Annotated in this window: 12 protein-coding genes and 1 tRNA gene; 7 read left to right on the plus strand and 6 right to left on the minus strand. The window is 56.1% G+C overall.

What is annotated here, in order from left to right; all coding sequences use genetic code 11:
• The first annotated feature begins 732 nt into the window (after window positions 1–732).
• The 3 genes from GSQ82_RS08460 (at window position 733) to GSQ82_RS08470 (ending at window position 4,769) form a co-directional block, all read left to right on the plus strand.
• Window positions 733–1,407, plus strand: a complete 675-nt coding sequence (locus tag GSQ82_RS08460; protein ID WP_158791845.1) for a DUF305 domain-containing protein — start codon at window positions 733–735, stop codon at window positions 1,405–1,407.
• On the plus strand, window positions 1,404–3,437 hold the full coding sequence (locus GSQ82_RS08465) for an LVIVD repeat-containing protein (protein WP_158791846.1): 2,034 nt from the start codon (window positions 1,404–1,406) through the stop codon (window positions 3,435–3,437). Before GSQ82_RS08460 ends, GSQ82_RS08465 begins: the two co-directional genes overlap by 4 nt.
• A gap of 219 nt (window positions 3,438–3,656) precedes the next feature.
• Entirely contained in the window at window positions 3,657–4,769 is a 1,113-nt protein-coding gene (locus tag GSQ82_RS08470; protein ID WP_158792193.1) for a serine/threonine-protein kinase, read from the plus strand.
• On the opposite strand, the gene GSQ82_RS08475 is transcribed toward GSQ82_RS08470, so the two are convergent.
• The 5 genes from GSQ82_RS08475 to GSQ82_RS08495 form a co-directional block, all read right to left on the minus strand.
• Entirely contained in the window at window positions 4,770–5,642 is an 873-nt protein-coding gene (locus GSQ82_RS08475) for a DUF3365 domain-containing protein (RefSeq protein ID WP_158791847.1), read from the minus strand.
• Window positions 5,643–5,676: 34 nt separating this feature from the next.
• Window positions 5,677–7,260, minus strand: coding sequence for a SpoIIE family protein phosphatase (locus GSQ82_RS08480; protein WP_216847049.1), 1,584 nt, complete (start codon window positions 7,258–7,260; stop codon window positions 5,677–5,679).
• Between the two features lie 1,429 nt (window positions 7,261–8,689).
• A tRNA-Ser gene (locus GSQ82_RS08485) sits at window positions 8,690–8,777 on the minus strand.
• Window positions 8,778–8,849: 72 nt separating this feature from the next.
• Complete coding sequence (locus GSQ82_RS08490; protein ID WP_216847050.1) at window positions 8,850–10,577, minus strand: carboxypeptidase-like regulatory domain-containing protein; 1,728 nt, start codon at window positions 10,575–10,577, stop codon at window positions 8,850–8,852.
• 38 nt (window positions 10,578–10,615) lie between these two features.
• Window positions 10,616–12,214, minus strand: a complete 1,599-nt coding sequence (locus GSQ82_RS08495; protein WP_158791850.1) for a carboxypeptidase-like regulatory domain-containing protein — start codon at window positions 12,212–12,214, stop codon at window positions 10,616–10,618.
• Window positions 12,215–12,608: 394 nt separating this feature from the next.
• Between GSQ82_RS08495 and GSQ82_RS08500 the strand changes: the two genes are divergently transcribed.
• The 3 genes from GSQ82_RS08500 to ribB all read left to right on the plus strand — a co-directional run bounded on the left by GSQ82_RS08500 (window position 12,609) and on the right by ribB (window position 14,761).
• Complete coding sequence (locus GSQ82_RS08500; protein ID WP_158791851.1) at window positions 12,609–13,055, plus strand: rhodanese-like domain-containing protein; 447 nt, start codon at window positions 12,609–12,611, stop codon at window positions 13,053–13,055.
• Window positions 13,056–13,226: 171 nt separating this feature from the next.
• Window positions 13,227–13,454, plus strand: a complete 228-nt coding sequence (locus GSQ82_RS08505) for a hypothetical protein (protein ID WP_158791852.1) — start codon at window positions 13,227–13,229, stop codon at window positions 13,452–13,454.
• Window positions 13,455–13,615: 161 nt separating this feature from the next.
• The gene (ribB, locus tag GSQ82_RS08510; RefSeq protein ID WP_158791853.1) at window positions 13,616–14,761 is read left to right on the plus strand and encodes a 3,4-dihydroxy-2-butanone-4-phosphate synthase; all 1,146 of its coding nucleotides are present in this window, start codon (window positions 13,616–13,618) and stop codon (window positions 14,759–14,761) included.
• A 198-nt stretch (window positions 14,762–14,959) separates the two neighbouring features.
• Here the strand turns inward: ribB and GSQ82_RS08515 are convergent, their stop codons facing one another.
• Window positions 14,960–15,145 carry a hypothetical protein gene (locus tag GSQ82_RS08515; protein ID WP_158791854.1) on the minus strand — a complete coding sequence of 62 codons (186 nt, stop codon included), beginning with the start codon at window positions 15,143–15,145 and terminating at the stop codon, window positions 14,960–14,962.
• Window positions 15,146–15,162: 17 nt separating this feature from the next.
• On the opposite strand from GSQ82_RS08515, the gene GSQ82_RS08520 reads away from it, so the two are divergent.
• Window positions 15,163–15,978 carry a GAF domain-containing protein gene (locus GSQ82_RS08520; RefSeq protein WP_158791855.1) on the plus strand — a complete coding sequence of 272 codons (816 nt, stop codon included), beginning with the start codon at window positions 15,163–15,165 and terminating at the stop codon, window positions 15,976–15,978.
• Window positions 15,979–15,993: the final 15 nt, after the last annotated feature.

Consider the following 15,993-nt stretch of genomic DNA (forward strand, 5'->3'; position numbering starts at 1 on the left):
GAGATGATTTTGTCTTACCTGGCAACGATGAGTTGCACAGGGCGCCTATCATTCCCAACGTTCGTACAAAAGCAAACGTTTTTACAGCAGTTTGTGGTTTATCAAGGCAAAATCACAGGAAGAGCGGAATGCCTCACCCATTACAATTTCAGACTGACATTCGCAGTTGGGTGACGCAATCACACAAATAGGTTACAAAATCGACCAAGCATCGGTTCCCCAACACCTGATGCGTTTATACCAAAGATCCCCACAGCAATCAAGCAAACCCCATACAAGCTAATCGCCCGCTTGGACGGCTGTTGAATACAGTCTCATATCGCTCATTTGTGGTACTAGGATCAGGCGTACAGCAGATAGGTCAGGGCGGTGAGATCTGCGCATTGACAGGCCGTTAGTTACACGCCTCAGCTCACATTTTAGTATGGGAGCATTGATTGCGAATGGAAGTAACTCAGCGGACACCTATTCTTCAGAACTGGCGATGCCGAACCATGTTCACGGTCATATCTAATATCTGATTGCACTATGGTGCCTGAACAGTTATATTGAGCCAACCACTTTTTTCCTCGTAAGTTACAAAGCCTTTGTGACCGTCTCCGCAGTTGCACTTAGGATTCTGACAGGCTAGGCGCTGGCAGGCATTCTATCTTGCAGGAGAAAGTCTCTGTTGACTGCCCAGTTCAGGATGTTGTTGCAAATACTCTCTCTTGCACCATGGTTGGAGGAGCGTTGTCTTACCTGGTTTTCCTTACACTTCGGTCAGTCGTCCTCTTTGCAACGCTTGCTCCGTCGCAGCAGTCCCCCCAGGCACTTCAGCCTGAACCGGCGATCGTTCAGCCCGGCGCTCCCGGCACCGGCAACAAGATCATTTCCAAAGCTGCCGCAACTGCTAACGAAGCGCCTAAGGCACCTTCCAAAGCCGACATCGATTTCATGCAGGGCATGATTATGCACCACACACAAGCTGTCGAAATGACTGAGCTCTTGAAGACCCGCACCAAGGATCCTGAGGTTATGGAGCTGGGTAAGAAGATCGACGTCTCTCAAAGCGATGAGATGCGCTGGATGAAGCAGTGGCTTAGCGATCGCGGCTTTCCAATCTCCGCCGATCCCATGGCAGGCATGGACATGAAGGGTATGGATATGAGCATGCCCACGATGCCCGGCATGCTGACTGCTGCTCAGATGGACGCCCTGCGCAAGGCCAGTGGACCTGAATTCGACCACCTTTTTCTTACAGGAATGATTCAGCACCACAGCGGCGCTCTGCAGATGGTCAAAGATCTCTTTGCCAACCCTGGGGCAGGTCAGGACCCACAACTGTTCGACTTCGCCAGCGACGTCGACAACACACAACAGGCTGAAATTGACATCATGCGTCACATGCTGAAGGAGAGACAATGATCCGAAGTATTTCTTCGCGCTTCACCTGCAACGTCCTGGCGCTGGTCCTTTCCTTGTCAGCTACCGGCCTCTGCACTGCCCAGACTTCTACTACTGCATCTGCGGCGACCCCCACGGCCAAGATGCCACCTAAGCCACCCAGCGTCTTCGTCAATGCACGCTCCGGCTCGGACGATCCTCGCGTCGGCCTCAAAGGCGGCCTCTATGACGCCAACACCGCCATCCTCGGCATGAAGCTGGTCTCGACAACCCCCAAGCCCGCCGGCTTTGCGCCTGACCTCGACTCCATCAAGGCCGTCGATGCCACGCCTCCGCCGCCGCCTGTTGATCCCGACGCTCCTCGCCAACCCGGCGCCACGCATCCCAGCGGACCTCGCGCCAACTACGGTGGGACGAACTCGGACCTCGCCTTCAACTCCAAGTACCTGTTCAACGGCAACTACAGCGGCGTCAATATCTATGACATCTCCGACCCAACGCGCATGACGTTGCTCACCTCGATGGTTTGTCCCGGCGGTCAGGGTGATGTCTCGGTCTACAAAAATCTCCTCTTCATGTCGGTCGAAGCTGCCAACGGCCGCATGGATTGCGGTACCCAGGGCTTCGCTACTGCGAGTCCCGAAGCTCAACCACCTACTCCGACCGGCGACGCAGCAGCCGATGCCGCCGCTATGAGAGCCTTTAGAACGCGTCAGCCTGCGCCCAGCCCAGATCGCGTGAAAGGTGTCCGGATCTTCGATATCTCCGACATCCACAACCCGAAGCAGGTTGCTGACGTTCAGACGTGCCGTGGCTCTCACACGCACACCCTTGTGCTCGACCCCAACGATAAGGACAATGTCTACATCTATGTCTCCGGCTCTGCGGGTGTTCGTCCCTCCGCCGAGCTTGGCGGCTGCTCGGGAGCTGATCCTGACAAGGATCCCGATACTGCGTTGTTTACCATCGTCATCATCAAGGTGCCGGTCGCGCATCCTGAACTGGCTAAGGTGATTGCTAGCCCGCGCATCTTCTCCGATCCCGAGACGGGCAATGTGAACGGTTTGTGGAAGGGCGGCAACCATGGTGATGGCACACAGACTACCTCCTCCACCCGAGGCTGCCATGACATCACCGCCTACTCCTGGCTTGGTCTGGCCGGCGGCGCGTGCTCCGGTAACGGCATCCTGCTGGACATCCGAGACCCCGCACATCCAAAGCGCCTCGATGCCGTCACCGATCCCAACTACGCCTTCTGGCACTCGGCCAACTTCTCCAACGACGGCAAGACTGTCCTTTTCACGGATGAGTGGGGCGGCGGTGGCCAGCCGCGCTGCCGCGTCTCCGACCCCATGGCTTGGGGCGCGGATGCGATCTTCTCCATCACTGCTGACAAGAAGTTGAAGCTCGACGCGTACTACAAGATGCCCGCCCCCCAGACCGACAAGGAGAACTGCGTCGCGCATAACGGCTCGATGATTCCAGTTCCGGGACGCAACATCGAAGTCCAGTCCTGGTATCAGGGAGGCGTCTCCATCATGGACTACACCGACCCATCGCACCCCTTCGAGATTGGTTACTTCGATCGCGGCCCCGTTGACGATAGCCGTCCTGCGATGGGTGGCCAGTGGTCCACCTACTACTACAACGGCTATATCTATGGCTCAGAGATTGCACGTGGTACGGACGTCCTCAAACTTGTTCCCACCAAAGACCTCACACAAAACGAGATCGATGCAGCGGCCCAGGTCTATCTGCCTGAGTTGAACGTTCAGGACCAGCCCCACATAGACTATCCGATGACATTTGTCACGGCGAAGGCCTACCTTGACCAACTTGGCCGCGGTAGCAGCCTGGCCGCAGACAAGATCGCGGAGATCAACGCCCACATCGACGCGAAGAACATCAAGAAGCTTCACGCCGATGCCAAGACAGCAGAAAGAGCCGCAGCCACTGCTAAAACACCGGCAGACGCCGACCGTCTCCACGCACTATCGAAGATCCTCGTCAGTGATGGTGCAGGTGCAGGTACCACCAAGGCCGGCGAGTAACCGAAAGGAACTATAAGTCGGGTCGGAGATTGCGTTCCGACTGTTGCCATAGGGCTTAATGCGCCCGTTGAGCCTATGGCCTACCAGCGTGAGAAGATCTGCCACATCTCCGCGTTGACCAGGCATAAGCTGCGCTCAGTCTCTCTTCGTGATGAAGTGGTGGATGAGGCATCTTTGTCGGGGCTGCTGGCCTGTGCGGAAGTGTATAAACTGAAGTCGATGGCTTGGTCTCCAGGAACTCGTGTTGGGTCATACGAGATAGTCGACGTTCTCGGTGACGGTGGTATGGGAAAAGTGTTTCGCGTGCGGCACCTGATCTCCAACCGCGCAGAGGCAATGAAAGTGCTGCTCGCGGCATCTTCGGCAAGCCAGGAGATGCTGGATCGGTTTACGCAGGAGATTCGGGTGCTTGCCACACTGAATCATCCAAACATTGCAGTGCTGCATACGGCATTTCATCACGAAGAGCAGCTCGTGATGATTATGGAGTATGTGGAAGGGATGGATCTGCGGCACGTACTGGCAGCGGGGATTACGCTGGACCAGGCGGTAGCCTATACACGTCAGCTCCTCACGGCATTGGAGTATGCGCACTCGCGCGGAGTGATTCATCGGGACATCAAGCCTTCGAATATCATGATCACCCCAGGGGGGCAGGTCAAGGTGCTTGATTTCGGGCTGGCACTGGCAGCCCCTGAAGTGCGGTTGACGATGACCGGGGCACTGGTGGGATCGATGCACTACATAGCGCCGGAGCTGGTATCGGGCGAAGGGCACGATGCGCGGTCGGATCTTTATGCGGTGGGTGTGACGCTATACGAGATGATTACAGGCAAACTCCCCATTGAGGGCGCGAACTACGCGCAGGTAATCGGGGGGCTTTTGCAGCGCCGTCCGGTATCGCCAAGCCAGATCAACCCGCTGATTCCCCCGGAGTTTTCCGCAATCGTGATGAAGGCGCTGGCGAAAGAGAAGCAAGAACGGTGGCAGAACGCGAGAGACTTTCTTGTAGCGCTGGACGCGGCACATCTAGGCCGCGCTTCGGAGCTCAGAGTTGTTTCGCTTCCGACGTCTGCGTTGACGGGGGCCGCACAGCCAGGAGTGACTGGTGAGGCGTCTAAGTACGAGCCAGATCAGTTGAGTGAGATTGCGCTTAAGCTCGCCCACTATGTCGGTCCGATCGCGAGCGTGCTGGTAAAACGTGCTTCAAGCGCTTCGAATGATCTCCAGGCGCTCGTGGAGAAGGTCGCGCAGGAGATTGAGGGGGCAGAGGCGAGGCAGAGATTTCTCTCCTCGGTGAGCGGACAGTTTCGCAAGAGCGGCGTGTTGTAGCTAGCCTAGCATTCGTAAGGCCTTGACGACGGTGACTACAAGGCGATTGAAGGATGCGGTGAGTTGTGCCATCTCATCTTTGCCGCGAACGGGTAGTTCGGCCTGGTCAAGCTGGCCGAGACTGACACGATCGGCGACGATGGAAAGCTTGCGCAGGGGCAGGATGATGAGGTAGTACAGCACGAGATCGATAGTAAGCATAATTACAGCGAACGTCGTGACGAGCGACCACATGAGGGTATTGAAGGCTCTTGACGCAATCTGGATAGGCAGCGCCATGGGCACGGAGACGATCTGGGCACCGACGATTTCGTTGAGCTTCCAACCGAAGCCGTTGGTTGATCCGTACTTGTCGACCATGGTTTTTGGAGCAGCCGAAGGCTGTGAGTGGCACTCCAGACAGCTTGACTCAGTCTTGATGGGGTGAGCGAGATAGAGCGAGGGGCCGGAAGGGGTTTCGCGTTCGCCGACGAACTCCTTCAAGTCCGGCTTGTTGCGAAAAGCATCAATGACGTCGGTCTCCCAATCTACGGCGCGATCCTGGAGGTTGGTAGGGTTGAGCGTGGCTTCCTTGTACATATACTCGGGAAATTTTTGCCGGAGACGAGCAAAGGTGACCGTCGCGCCGTAAAACGGAATCGCCTGCGGGAGAAAAGTGTGTTCCATCGCTGGAGCGGTGACGATGATCGGCGTGAGCTCTTCCGTGGTGTAGTCGCGTGTGGAGCTTGCGCTCTGGATCATAAGTTCGGCCTGCTGCAGGACTTGAGCTCGCGCATTGTCGACGAGGAAAGAGTGAGCGACCCACGAGACTATGGCAAGACCGATGGCCACGACGACGATGACAATCAGATTGAATTTCAGTAGAAGTTTCATGGTCTCTCCAACAGACGCATTGTTTCTTCAGGCGTCAGGCTGTTCTCTCGATGATCAGGAGGGTGCAATCGTCTTGCGTAGGCGCACCCTCGCAGAAACGGAACATGGAAGCAAAGATGGCCTGAACGGGGTCTGGGGCAGAAAACTCACTCTGGCGCTCAATGGAGCCGAACTCCACACCTGCGGGATTTTCGGCTTCAGTGACACCATCGCTCAGGAGCACAAGACGTGCATGAAGAGGCAGTGTGAAGGAGATGGGGTGGAAAGTAGCGTCATGGAGAAGGCCAACGGGAACATCGCCGCCGAGGATCGGAGTAATCGTGCCGTCTTCAAGGACGAGGAGAGGAGAGATGTGGCCACCGTTGATTAATTCGACCTCACCATTTTGTTTGTAGTGGAGGACCAGAAGGGTTACATACTTCTGGCCGTAGACACGAGAGCACAGAAAGGATTGGACAGTGGCCACGGTGTCGACCAGGGACACGTGACTTCGGGCCTGAGCGTACATCATGCCTTGGATAATCGAAGCGAGCAAGGCAGCAGGCACGCCTTTGCCGGAGACATCCGCGACGATGGCGACTAAGCCGTCCTCCACAGGAATGACGTCGTAGAAATCGCCGCCGACCTCTGCACAGGGAATGGTCTTCGCCATGACTTTGGCGTAAGGGAAGGTTGGAAGATCGCGGGCGATGAGGCTCTGTTGGATAGAGGCAGCGATCTCCATCTCATTGCGGAGAAGTTCGGCAGCGCGCTCGGCCTGAACTAAGCGGGCATGTTCGACGAGGGTAGCTGCCTCGGACGCGATGGCAAGGAGGATGTCGCGGCCGACGCTGTTGAGCGTGTTGGTTCGAAGGCGGCTGTCGAGATAGAGGAGGCCGAGAAGACGGCCGGAGTTGCGGCCACGCAGGGGGATGGCGATGACGCTGAGAAGTTCGTGGGCGATGACGCTCTCGCGACTGACCGGCTGTCCTTCGCCACTGACGTCGCCGAGAATGTACTCTTGTCCGGACTCGGCTGCATCGCGGACGATTGAGCGCGAGATTTTCGTGTCGTCGAAGATTGGCTCGCCTTCGCAGTTGAAGCCACACTGCAGGGAGAGGTTAGCAGCACTATCGCCGAGGAAGACAAAGCCGCGTTCGGAGTGGGTAAGTCGCAGTGTGTACTCGATCATCGTGCCGAGAATGTCTTCCAGAACACTGGAGTTGTTGAAGCTCTGTGCGGCCTGAAGGAACAGGGAGAGCGTCTGAAGCTCGGAGTTGGAGGCTTCCGAAGCCATCTTATGAAAGAGAGCCACGGTGGATGTGTGATCAGGAGAGGTGAGAAAGAGAAGGGTGATGCCGGATGGGCCGAGTTTGATGCGGTCTCCAGAGCGGAGGCGCGCCGTGTCCTTGCGGATGTCGTTGACGAAGGTTCCCTGGCGGCTGTTGAGATCCCGAATGAAGAACCCTTCTGCGTCCTCGTGGATGATGGCGTGTTCGCGTGAGATCTGCGAGTTGGTGAGATAGAGATTGCGATCCGCTTGACGGCCGATTGTGAAGGGCAGGGAGTCGATGATTACGGTGCGCGTCTGATCTTTTTCACGAATTATCAAGCGGGCTGGATGTTTGGTGGTCTCCATAATGAAGTAACGTACCGATCGGACACTCCGATTTCAATCAAAGTATGACGTTGATGATAATTGATGAAGTCTAACATCAGAATCAAAGATGTTGGTGGACAACCGCGTGTTCAAGGCTCTCAAGTTTCGCAGCAAATGCGCGATAGATCCTGCAAAGTCGGCTTCTGTCTACCAATGAACTCGCCAATGAGTGCATCGGCGATTTATCACTCATTGACACTGTGGACCTATTGCTTCCAAGTTACCAACTTTCGGAATCGGTGACGGGAAGCACATTTGTGAGGACAGATCGTGAAGTGACTAACCCGGATATGAGTTTGTATTTCGTTTACATTCGACCTCGCAACGGACTGGAATAACAGCCGATGGTATTTCCCCAAAGTTCAAGAGACGATCATTGAAAACATCAGTTCGTTTGCGTTGTACGGCTTTCCAGAGTCACACGCTGCCAGCTTTGCTTATGCATCTGCATAATTCAAAGTCAAATACCTCGCAGCCTTTACCTGCGCAATAGACCCAAAAGCTCAGCCATGTGCTGGGGCTTTTTGTCTGCGGCGGCTTGCGCATCATCATGGACGATTGAACATCTTGTAGAGCTGCTAGAGGCGTGAGAGCATTGCTGGCATGAAATCGCTCGTACTTGTTTTGCGATGTGCTCTAGAGGGGCTTCTAGGCGCTTCAATGATGCTTGCCACACTTGCCGGAATAGCGATTAGCCTTCTCAACTCTTACGGAGTTGCTTATACCCTTGTATCGCTTACGGGAAGTTTCATTTTAGGAGCATTAGGGTTCTATATGTTTCGCGATGCAATAAGAGTTGGCCGACGACTACGATCTAAACCTGAAATCAATTCCATTTCAAACTGAATCACATCGGGTTTTGTTCGCTCGCAGCCTTCTATAGGACCGATTGGGCGTGCCCTTGAGTATTAATCGACACAGAACGTGGATTGGTCTGGCTGAGACTGGCAGACGAACAGTACATCAAGCTGAAATAGGTTCCCGCTATGGCTCTTTAGGAACTCTTCAGCGAGTCTCATGCCCTCTTCACAGGCTGGTATGTCGTCTTAATTCCAAGGGGACAGTAAGACATTGCGATCGATAGTGTCGGGGCAGTAGATACGGTCGGAAGCTCATCTCACTCAACGAACGCTTTGCAGACTTCAAGCGGCATCGCGCAGGGTGCGAAGCTGTAACGAGGTGTGAAATGACAAAGCTTGTATAGGTTAGTGGCCCGTGCTTGGTTTTGCGTATCTCTGTATCAGTCAGCAAAATGCCATTGCCTTTGTTTTTAGGAACCATCAAAAATGCCATTGGCAAGTGCAAGATTCCATAATACTTGGTGAACTATCTGGGACTTTAGTTTCTTCAGTTTTGTGGAGTTTTCTCGGCACCTTGAGACTGTCTAGGACGACACAAGAATAGTCTATGGCGGAGAGACAGGGATTCGAACCCTGGATACCTTGCGGTATACACGCTTTCCAAGCGTGCGCCTTCAGCCACTCGGCCATCTCTCCGCGTATTGCGGGCCTTTTTGAATCTAACACAATTGCTCGGCCACAACGAATTCTCGTAGATTGCTGAGCAATTTATGGTGCTTGTGCACTGATGTTCTGTTTCAGCGTCACAGACGGTTTGAGCTCGACTGGCACTCCTTGAAGCAGGTATCGGCGAAGGGTCGAGCGGTCGCCCCAGTTGATATCCCAGCCGTTATCAATGCCGATGAGAATGTATTGTCCCGGAATAATATCTTCTATCTCGAAACTGCCGTCTGTGTTGGTTTGATCCTGACGGAGAAACGTAATTGATCCAGGATCTTCGATCGTCGTTGGGACCAGCAGCACCAAAGCTCCGTCCGATGGCTTTCCGCCAAATGTTGCGACGCCGCTCAAGTGGGCGCGACCGCTTGCCACATGGATGGTCAACACGGAATCGCCCGCTGCCAGCGTCACATAACGGCCCTCGATCTTGGCCTCCTTCATAGCGATGCCAGTAAGGTAGACATTGGGTCGTCCTTGAAGAACCACCTCATAGCGTCCTGGAGGTACTTCGATCAGATGGTCGGTGCCGCTGTCTCTCTGACCACGCCGCTCATTGCCGTAGCCCATCGCTCCATCATTGTCGGAGGAAAAGCTGCCTCGATGAGTATCCGTATCCACCAGCCTGACCCTCATCGAACCGTTGCGTCCTGCGCCAGATCCCGCATCTAGATCGGTGAGACCTTCGAAGTGAACCGTCACCCTGGCAACATCCTCTGGCGCCGCATTGAGATCCAGCGTACGGGTCGAATTAGCCGTAACCTCGACCAGCGAAGCCCTCCTTCCCTGGTTTGGTCCACCGGGCTGAATTCGATACAGCCCTGGGGCCAAACCGGACACATCGATCTGCCCCTGCCCGTCCACATGTGTCGAGACTGGAACATAGCTCTGAATGTCTTCTCCTGGAACAATCTGCTGAACGATTGGAAATGCCGGCGGCGAAACATTGTTCTCTCCTTCCGTTCGCGGAGTCACAACTCTGAGGTGAACCGAAGGCATCGGAACAAGATGAAGATCCGCTTGCCTCGTATCTCCGGCATGCAAAACGATCGTCTCCGCCAGCGCAGGATTATCTATCCCCGGAAACCATGTAAGCGGATAAGCGACGTCGAGTGACGGATCGACCGGCGCACTTCCGCTTGAACTCACTCGGCTGGATTGCTGTGATGCCGCCGCGTACCAAGGCTGTGCCTGCACCATCAGCCGATAGCTTCCCGGCAAAAGATTGTCCAGCTCATACATGCCGCGATCGTCGGTTCGTACCATCGTCCGCACGCTACCAGTTGGCTGCGTCCCTCCCGGACTTGGCGGGGGTACAACCTGCAATGAAACCTGTGCCGTGCGTATCGGTTCGCCAGCTTCGTCCAGTACAACGCCGGTAATACTCGCCTCAGGACTCAGACGAAACCGAATATCTACCGTTGGCGCCTCTGACGTTACAGCAATTGCGGAAAAAAATCCCTGATGCCTCTCGTACTCTTGGGTCACAAAACCACGAGCGCTTGCAGTCAAACTCCATAGACCAGCCGACGGAAGGGCTATGGAGAAGCGTCCGTGTTCATCGGTCTCGAAGCTGCCGATAGAGGGAATCTGTCGATTCGACGAACCTCCATGAACCATCAGCGACGGGCTCAGTTGACAGTGAGCTACCGTGCTGCCATCGACGCTGCTAACTACCGTCCCTGTGATCTTATAGTTCACATCCGCTGCATTGGAGCCCACCCGTGTCTTCGCTTGCGATAGCGACTGCGAAGGAACGCCCACCAAACAGCCCATCATCAAGCCCACAAGAGCAACCCGCAAACCGTGCATCGGCCTCAAGGCATCACCGCCAGCGCAGGAGCGGCGTCAAGGTTCAGCGTAGATTTATCCCCGGCCTCAATCGTCACATTATGGACATAGCTGCTATACGGCGCGAGACTTGCCGGATCGCGAAAGTTCACCGAGAGACGGCGTTCCGAGGCCAGCGCCTGATAGCTGCCAGGCGGCAGATGTGCCGAACTGAAGCTACCATCCGTACCGCTTCGAAGACTAAAAACGCTCTGCGCGCTCGGCCCCGATGAGATGAGGTAGATCCAGCACACTCCCGGACTTCCGTTCACCAACACCGCTCCCTGCAGACTCCCCGTCTGATCGCTGACGGTTACTCGAATGGGCGCACCTGCAGCTCCGGGCGCGACCACAAGCTCCTGCTGCAGCAGATCGGAGTCGCCGTAGTTGACTGACTTGATGTACCACGATCCACTCATGCGCGCCTGTAGGCGATAGTTTCCAGTTGGCACGGTGAACGCATAACTATGATCTCGCACCATCGTCGGACGAATACTGGAATCGCCTCGCTCGATGTCTACCTCTTCCTTCTGCAGCGTGAGACCCAGTTGTTGCAGTTGAGGTGGATTATTGATTGCAGCAGACTCGGAGTCTACCGACAGCTCTACCGGGATCGATGGAATAGGTGCGAACTGGAGCACCACGCCCGACACATCGTGGTCCGGTACGGTCACGGTCGTCTCTGCCTCCGCGGAAGACTCTCCATTATTCATCCATGCAGTGAGCACGTAACTGCCTTGGGGAAGCTCCATCGTCATCGCACCCAACGCACCATCGGTCCTTGGGTTCACCTGCATAAGACTGCTGCCGCTCCTCGTGTGGGCGGTGATCCTTGCAAAACCGCGCCCCGAAGAACCCTGCGTCGTAAGCGTCACCGTGTGGATGCGGCTGACAGCCGGACGCAGCTCGAAGTGCTGTTCGTCTCCGCCACGAATCTGGATAACCTGTGGCATGCTCGACGAACTCCCCTCAGGAACGACGACCGGTAGAACCGCTTCGCCCGTAGCACCATCTTGCGGTGTGTAGTGACTCTCGATCCTGTAGCTGCCACCCGGGACTGGAAGCCTGAAGTTACCATGAACGTCGGTTTGACTCTGAGCCGTGGTGCTCCAATGGTGTCCAGACTCATCGAATGAGCTACGCATCGCACTCACCAGAATCCGCTGCAAAGGAGCGCCATCCGGTCCCAACACCCTGCCCGTCAACAATGCCTCTGGATAGATTCGCAGCTCCAGCGGTACGGCGAGCTGCGCTGCCTGGAGAAAAAGATTGCCCGCTTCCGATGGATCGGCAGACGCATAGAACCCAGGTTTGGTGATCAGAATATTCGCGGCACTCTCCGTATTCTGCTCGAACCGGAACTTGCCCTCATGATCAGTCAGTACCGCACGGTCGTTCAACCGAACCAGCGCACGCGGAACCGGCGTCCCGGTCGCAGCGTTCAGAACGCGCCCTGTCACCGAGTCCGGCACGGTGGCTGCAGTACCCGATGTACCTGTGGCGCCGGCGCTCGCCTGCGCTCCCAGCGGCCTGAGTTGGACGCCCGTAACCATCAAAAAAAGGAGCAGCCGGCAACACCTTCGCAAGCACCACTCCATCCGGGCTGAGCACACGAGCCACACCTCAGACTGACACAATTAAGACTTACAACCCAACAATAAGTGAGGGGATGCGATTCTGCATTGGCGAAAATGACACGATCTTTCCATATTGTGAGCCGAGATCGTTTTGTCCCTTAACGGGTCAGCATACGAAGTAAGCGTTCGGGCGATCGACTGTGTTTACCGATCGATATCTCGACATGGAACCTGGCCGAAGCGGAGAGTTGTCTCCCCGCTACGCATAGGCGAACGAGTCAAGTGACGGCTTGTACAACCGGTCAGGCCTGCCTGCCTCGACCGATCAGATAGAAGATTTTGTACGGAATCTTCCGGCAATGGACGAGAATCAGATGTACAGAATCTTTTTGGAGGTACGGATATGTATCTGATTGCGATATGCGCGGTCGGCGTCTGTGTCTTGATCTTTGGAATCGTGAGAATCAGGCAGGTACGGCGGCATAAGTTGGAGGAGCACAGCATCGACGCAGAGAATCTCCATGCGCTGATGCAAAAGGATATGAATCTGTTGGTGTTCGACGTCCGGCAGCCGTTGGATCTGCTGGCGCACTCGGAGATCATTCCAGGGTCGAAGAGGATTCCACCCAAGGCGATCTTAGAAGAAGCCGCAGCGATCCCGAAAGAGAAAGATGCAGTCATCTACTGCACATGCGTCAGCGAAAAGACCAGCCGGATGATCCTTGAGAAGGCTCTTGCACTGAACTTCACCCGGATCAAGTTTCTCAAAGGCGGCCTGGCGGCTTGGAAAGAGAAGGGGTATCCCGTGGAGCGTTACGACACGCCTTTTCATTTGGATACAGCGGTTTAGCTCCCCGGCGATGCCGGTAGAAGTACGCCCCGATCGCATGTACCAGGAGCATCCGGGCCGCGTCCCGTCATTGCATTTTGGTCATAACTGCTGTAGAATGAGGGTTGCGTAATTTTTTACGTCGTTCGCAAAGTGTAGGTTGTAAATCTCTACAGAGGTACTAACAAAGATATGGCAAAGCGTCGTGGAAATCCAAACTGGGGCAAGCCCGAGCCCATTGGGCCGATTGTTCCAACGGTAACCTCGTTCGAACAGGTTGTGAAGGAGTTCAAGCTTACCCCCGACCAGTACATTCGTTCGACCAGATTGCGGGAGTGGGCTCGGCGGAACAAGAACTCGAAGTATATTCCTGAGGCGTTGCTGGAAGCCTGGGGCTTCGAGATTGAGTCTACGCTCTAGTTTGCAGATTGAAAGAAGATGGCGCCGCCCAACCAGGGCGGCGCCATCTTTTTGTCACTTGTCTGTCACTTTTATGTCAGGGCCAAGGTTTTTGCATCGCGTTGGCGTAGGATTCGTCGAAAGTAGTGCAGTGTTTCCGTAAGGAATGAAGGAGTGACAGCATGTTCGCTGATGTAGCTGAGGCGGTAGCCGAGATCAGGGCAGGACGGATGGTAGTGGTCGTCGACGATGAGGACCGCGAGAATGAAGGCGATCTGACGCTGGCGGCGGAGTTTGTCACGCCGGAGGCGATCAACTTCATGGCGAAGTTTGGCCGGGGATTGATCTGCCTGACGCTGACAGAAGAACGTGCGGACTACCTGCGCCTGGGGCCGATGACGCAGGAGAACACCTCGCGATTCGGCACGGCGTTTACGGAGAGTATCGAGGCGCGGGAGGGCGTGACTACGGGTATCTCTGCGGCGGACAGGGCGCATACGATCAAGGTAGCAATCGATTCTCAATCCACGGCGCACGATCTGGCGCGTCCGGGGCATGTGTTTCCTCTGCGTGCGCGCAAGGGCGGAGTGCTGGTGCGGGCGGGGCAGACCGAGGCTTCGGTGGATCTGGCGCGTATGGCCGGACTGGTAACGGCGGGCGTGATCTGTGAGATCATGAACGACGACGGCACCATGGCGAGGGTACCGGACCTGGTTAAGTTCTGTGCTGAGCACAACTTGAAGATGGTGACCGTGGCGGATCTGATCCGATATCGGTTGCAGCATGAGCGGTATATCCACCGGGTGGCGGAGTCGCTGCTGCCGACCGCGCACGGCGAGTTTCGCATGATCGCGTATGAGAGCGAAGTCGAAGGCGGCGAGTCGCATGTGGCGCTGGTGTACGGCGATGTCTCGGGTGATGAGCCGGTGACGGTGCGGGTGCATACGCACTGCCTCGCGGGCGATGTCTTCTCTACGACGCTGTGCGATTGCAGGGCGGTGGTGGAGCGTTCGCTGCGCATGATCGCAGAGGCAGGACGTGGGGCGCTGGTGTATCTGCACAATGGGGCCGCGGGTTTTGGCGTGGATGGCAGCGTGACGCCGGCGAGGATTATTCTGCATCGGGAGCAGAGATCGCGGGAGGGAAGCGAGGATCGCGCGCAACGGACGCTGCGCCAAGTGGGTCTTGGGGGGCAGATTCTGTCCGACCTTGGGATTCACAAGATCCGTCTGCTAACGAACACACCGACGCATGTGCCTGCGCTTCAGGGCTTCGGCATCGAGATTGTGGAGCAGGTTCCGATCGCGATCCCGGCGGGTGTGCGGTAGGATTTTCGCCAAAAAAGTTGGAGCGTGGTGGAGGACGTAAAACCTGCTTCTTTCGGGCGTTTTTGAGGGGTGTTTGGGAAAACAGGTGGTTTTGACGTGGTAGTTTGCTGGCGAGTTGTGGAGGCTTGCCGGCGAGTTCGTGGCTGTTCGCTGCGTAGTTTTCGCCCCCGAACACTACGCCATGATCTTCGCTTTTTTTTACGGGATCACTTTCACGATATAACCACCGATTTTCAGCGTATGATCGACTTCGTTCGCTTTGCCATTGGTCTGCAGAAAGATTGCCTCCAGAGACGCCCGATTCACCGCGGGCTGGAGTGCCTTGTTCGGCTCACTTGGATTCATGTTTTGAGCGGGGTGTCCGCTGAGAACGACAGCCAGCATCTCTGCGGGAGAGTGGAATGAGTACGGCCGTTTCGGGAATGACGGATACGGGGCTTGAGGTCATCGACCTTAGTGGCGATTCTTCGTTTGCGGCGCGGCGTCTGCATGAGCGTGACGTTGCGAGTCAGATGATGGGAATGGACCGTCTGGCGCGGGCCTTTGTAGACAGCCCGGACACGATTCTGCAGGAGCTGGTGAACGCAGCGGTCGATCTGTGCGGTGCGGATAGCTCAGGCATCAGCATCGAGACCGAGGGTGGCCGCGATGAGGACTTTTATACGTGGGTCGCGACGGCGGGGGAGTATGAGGGGTTCCTGCATGCGACGCTGCCGCGCTATCCCAGCGCGTGCGGTACGTGCCTGGAGCGGGGACAGCCGCAGCTCTTTCGCGTGACACAGCGCTTCTTCGACCTGATGGGGATTGAAGCTCCGGTCGTAACGGACGGCATTCTGCTGCCGTGGCAGGTGGAGGGAACACGCGGAACGATCTGGATCATGGCGCACGGCAGGGGAGAGGCCTTCGACGCGAGTGACCTGAAGATGATGCAGGTGCTGGCGAACTTTGCCGCGATGGGTGTGAGGCAGCAGAGGCAGCAGAAGATGCTGTTGGAGCAGGCCGGCGCGGCTGCAGCGGCTGCGATGGCGAACGACCTGGCGCACAAGATCAACAACCCGCTGCAGAGCCTTACGAATATTGTGTATCTGGCGGCAGAGGGTGAGACGCGGAGCGATACGAAGTCTTTGGCGCATGAGATGTCGGATCACCTCGGACGTCTTTCGGTGCTGGTGGGCGAGCTGCTGACGCTGCCTGCTGGGAATGGTCCGCGGAAGTAATCAGCATGGATCGTG

This window comes from Granulicella sp. L60 (assembly GCF_009765825.1).
GTDB lineage: Bacteria > Acidobacteriota > Terriglobia > Terriglobales > Acidobacteriaceae > Edaphobacter.

Bases quoted from the DNA above. Each gene is read 5' to 3' on its own strand.
- GSQ82_RS08465 (WP_158791846.1), top strand. From the start codon at position 1,404: ATGATCCGAAGTATTTCTTCGCGCTTCACCTGCAACGTCCTGGCGCTG.
- GSQ82_RS08470 (WP_158792193.1), top strand. From the start codon at position 3,657: ATGGCTTGGTCTCCAGGAACTCGTGTTGGGTCATACGAGATAGTCGAC.
- GSQ82_RS08475 (WP_158791847.1), bottom strand. From the start codon at position 5,642: ATGAAACTTCTACTGAAATTCAATCTGATTGTCATCGTCGTCGTGGCC.
- GSQ82_RS08480 (WP_216847049.1), bottom strand. From the start codon at position 7,260: ATGGAGACCACCAAACATCCAGCCCGCTTGATAATTCGTGAAAAAGAT.
- GSQ82_RS08490 (WP_216847050.1), bottom strand. From the start codon at position 10,577: ATGATGGGCTGTTTGGTGGGCGTTCCTTCGCAGTCGCTATCGCAAGCG.
- GSQ82_RS08500 (WP_158791851.1), top strand. From the start codon at position 12,609: ATGTATCTGATTGCGATATGCGCGGTCGGCGTCTGTGTCTTGATCTTT.
- GSQ82_RS08505 (WP_158791852.1), top strand. From the start codon at position 13,227: ATGGCAAAGCGTCGTGGAAATCCAAACTGGGGCAAGCCCGAGCCCATT.
- ribB (WP_158791853.1), top strand. From the start codon at position 13,616: ATGTTCGCTGATGTAGCTGAGGCGGTAGCCGAGATCAGGGCAGGACGG.
- GSQ82_RS08515 (WP_158791854.1), bottom strand. From the start codon at position 15,145: ATGCTGGCTGTCGTTCTCAGCGGACACCCCGCTCAAAACATGAATCCA.
- GSQ82_RS08520 (WP_158791855.1), top strand. From the start codon at position 15,163: ATGAGTACGGCCGTTTCGGGAATGACGGATACGGGGCTTGAGGTCATC.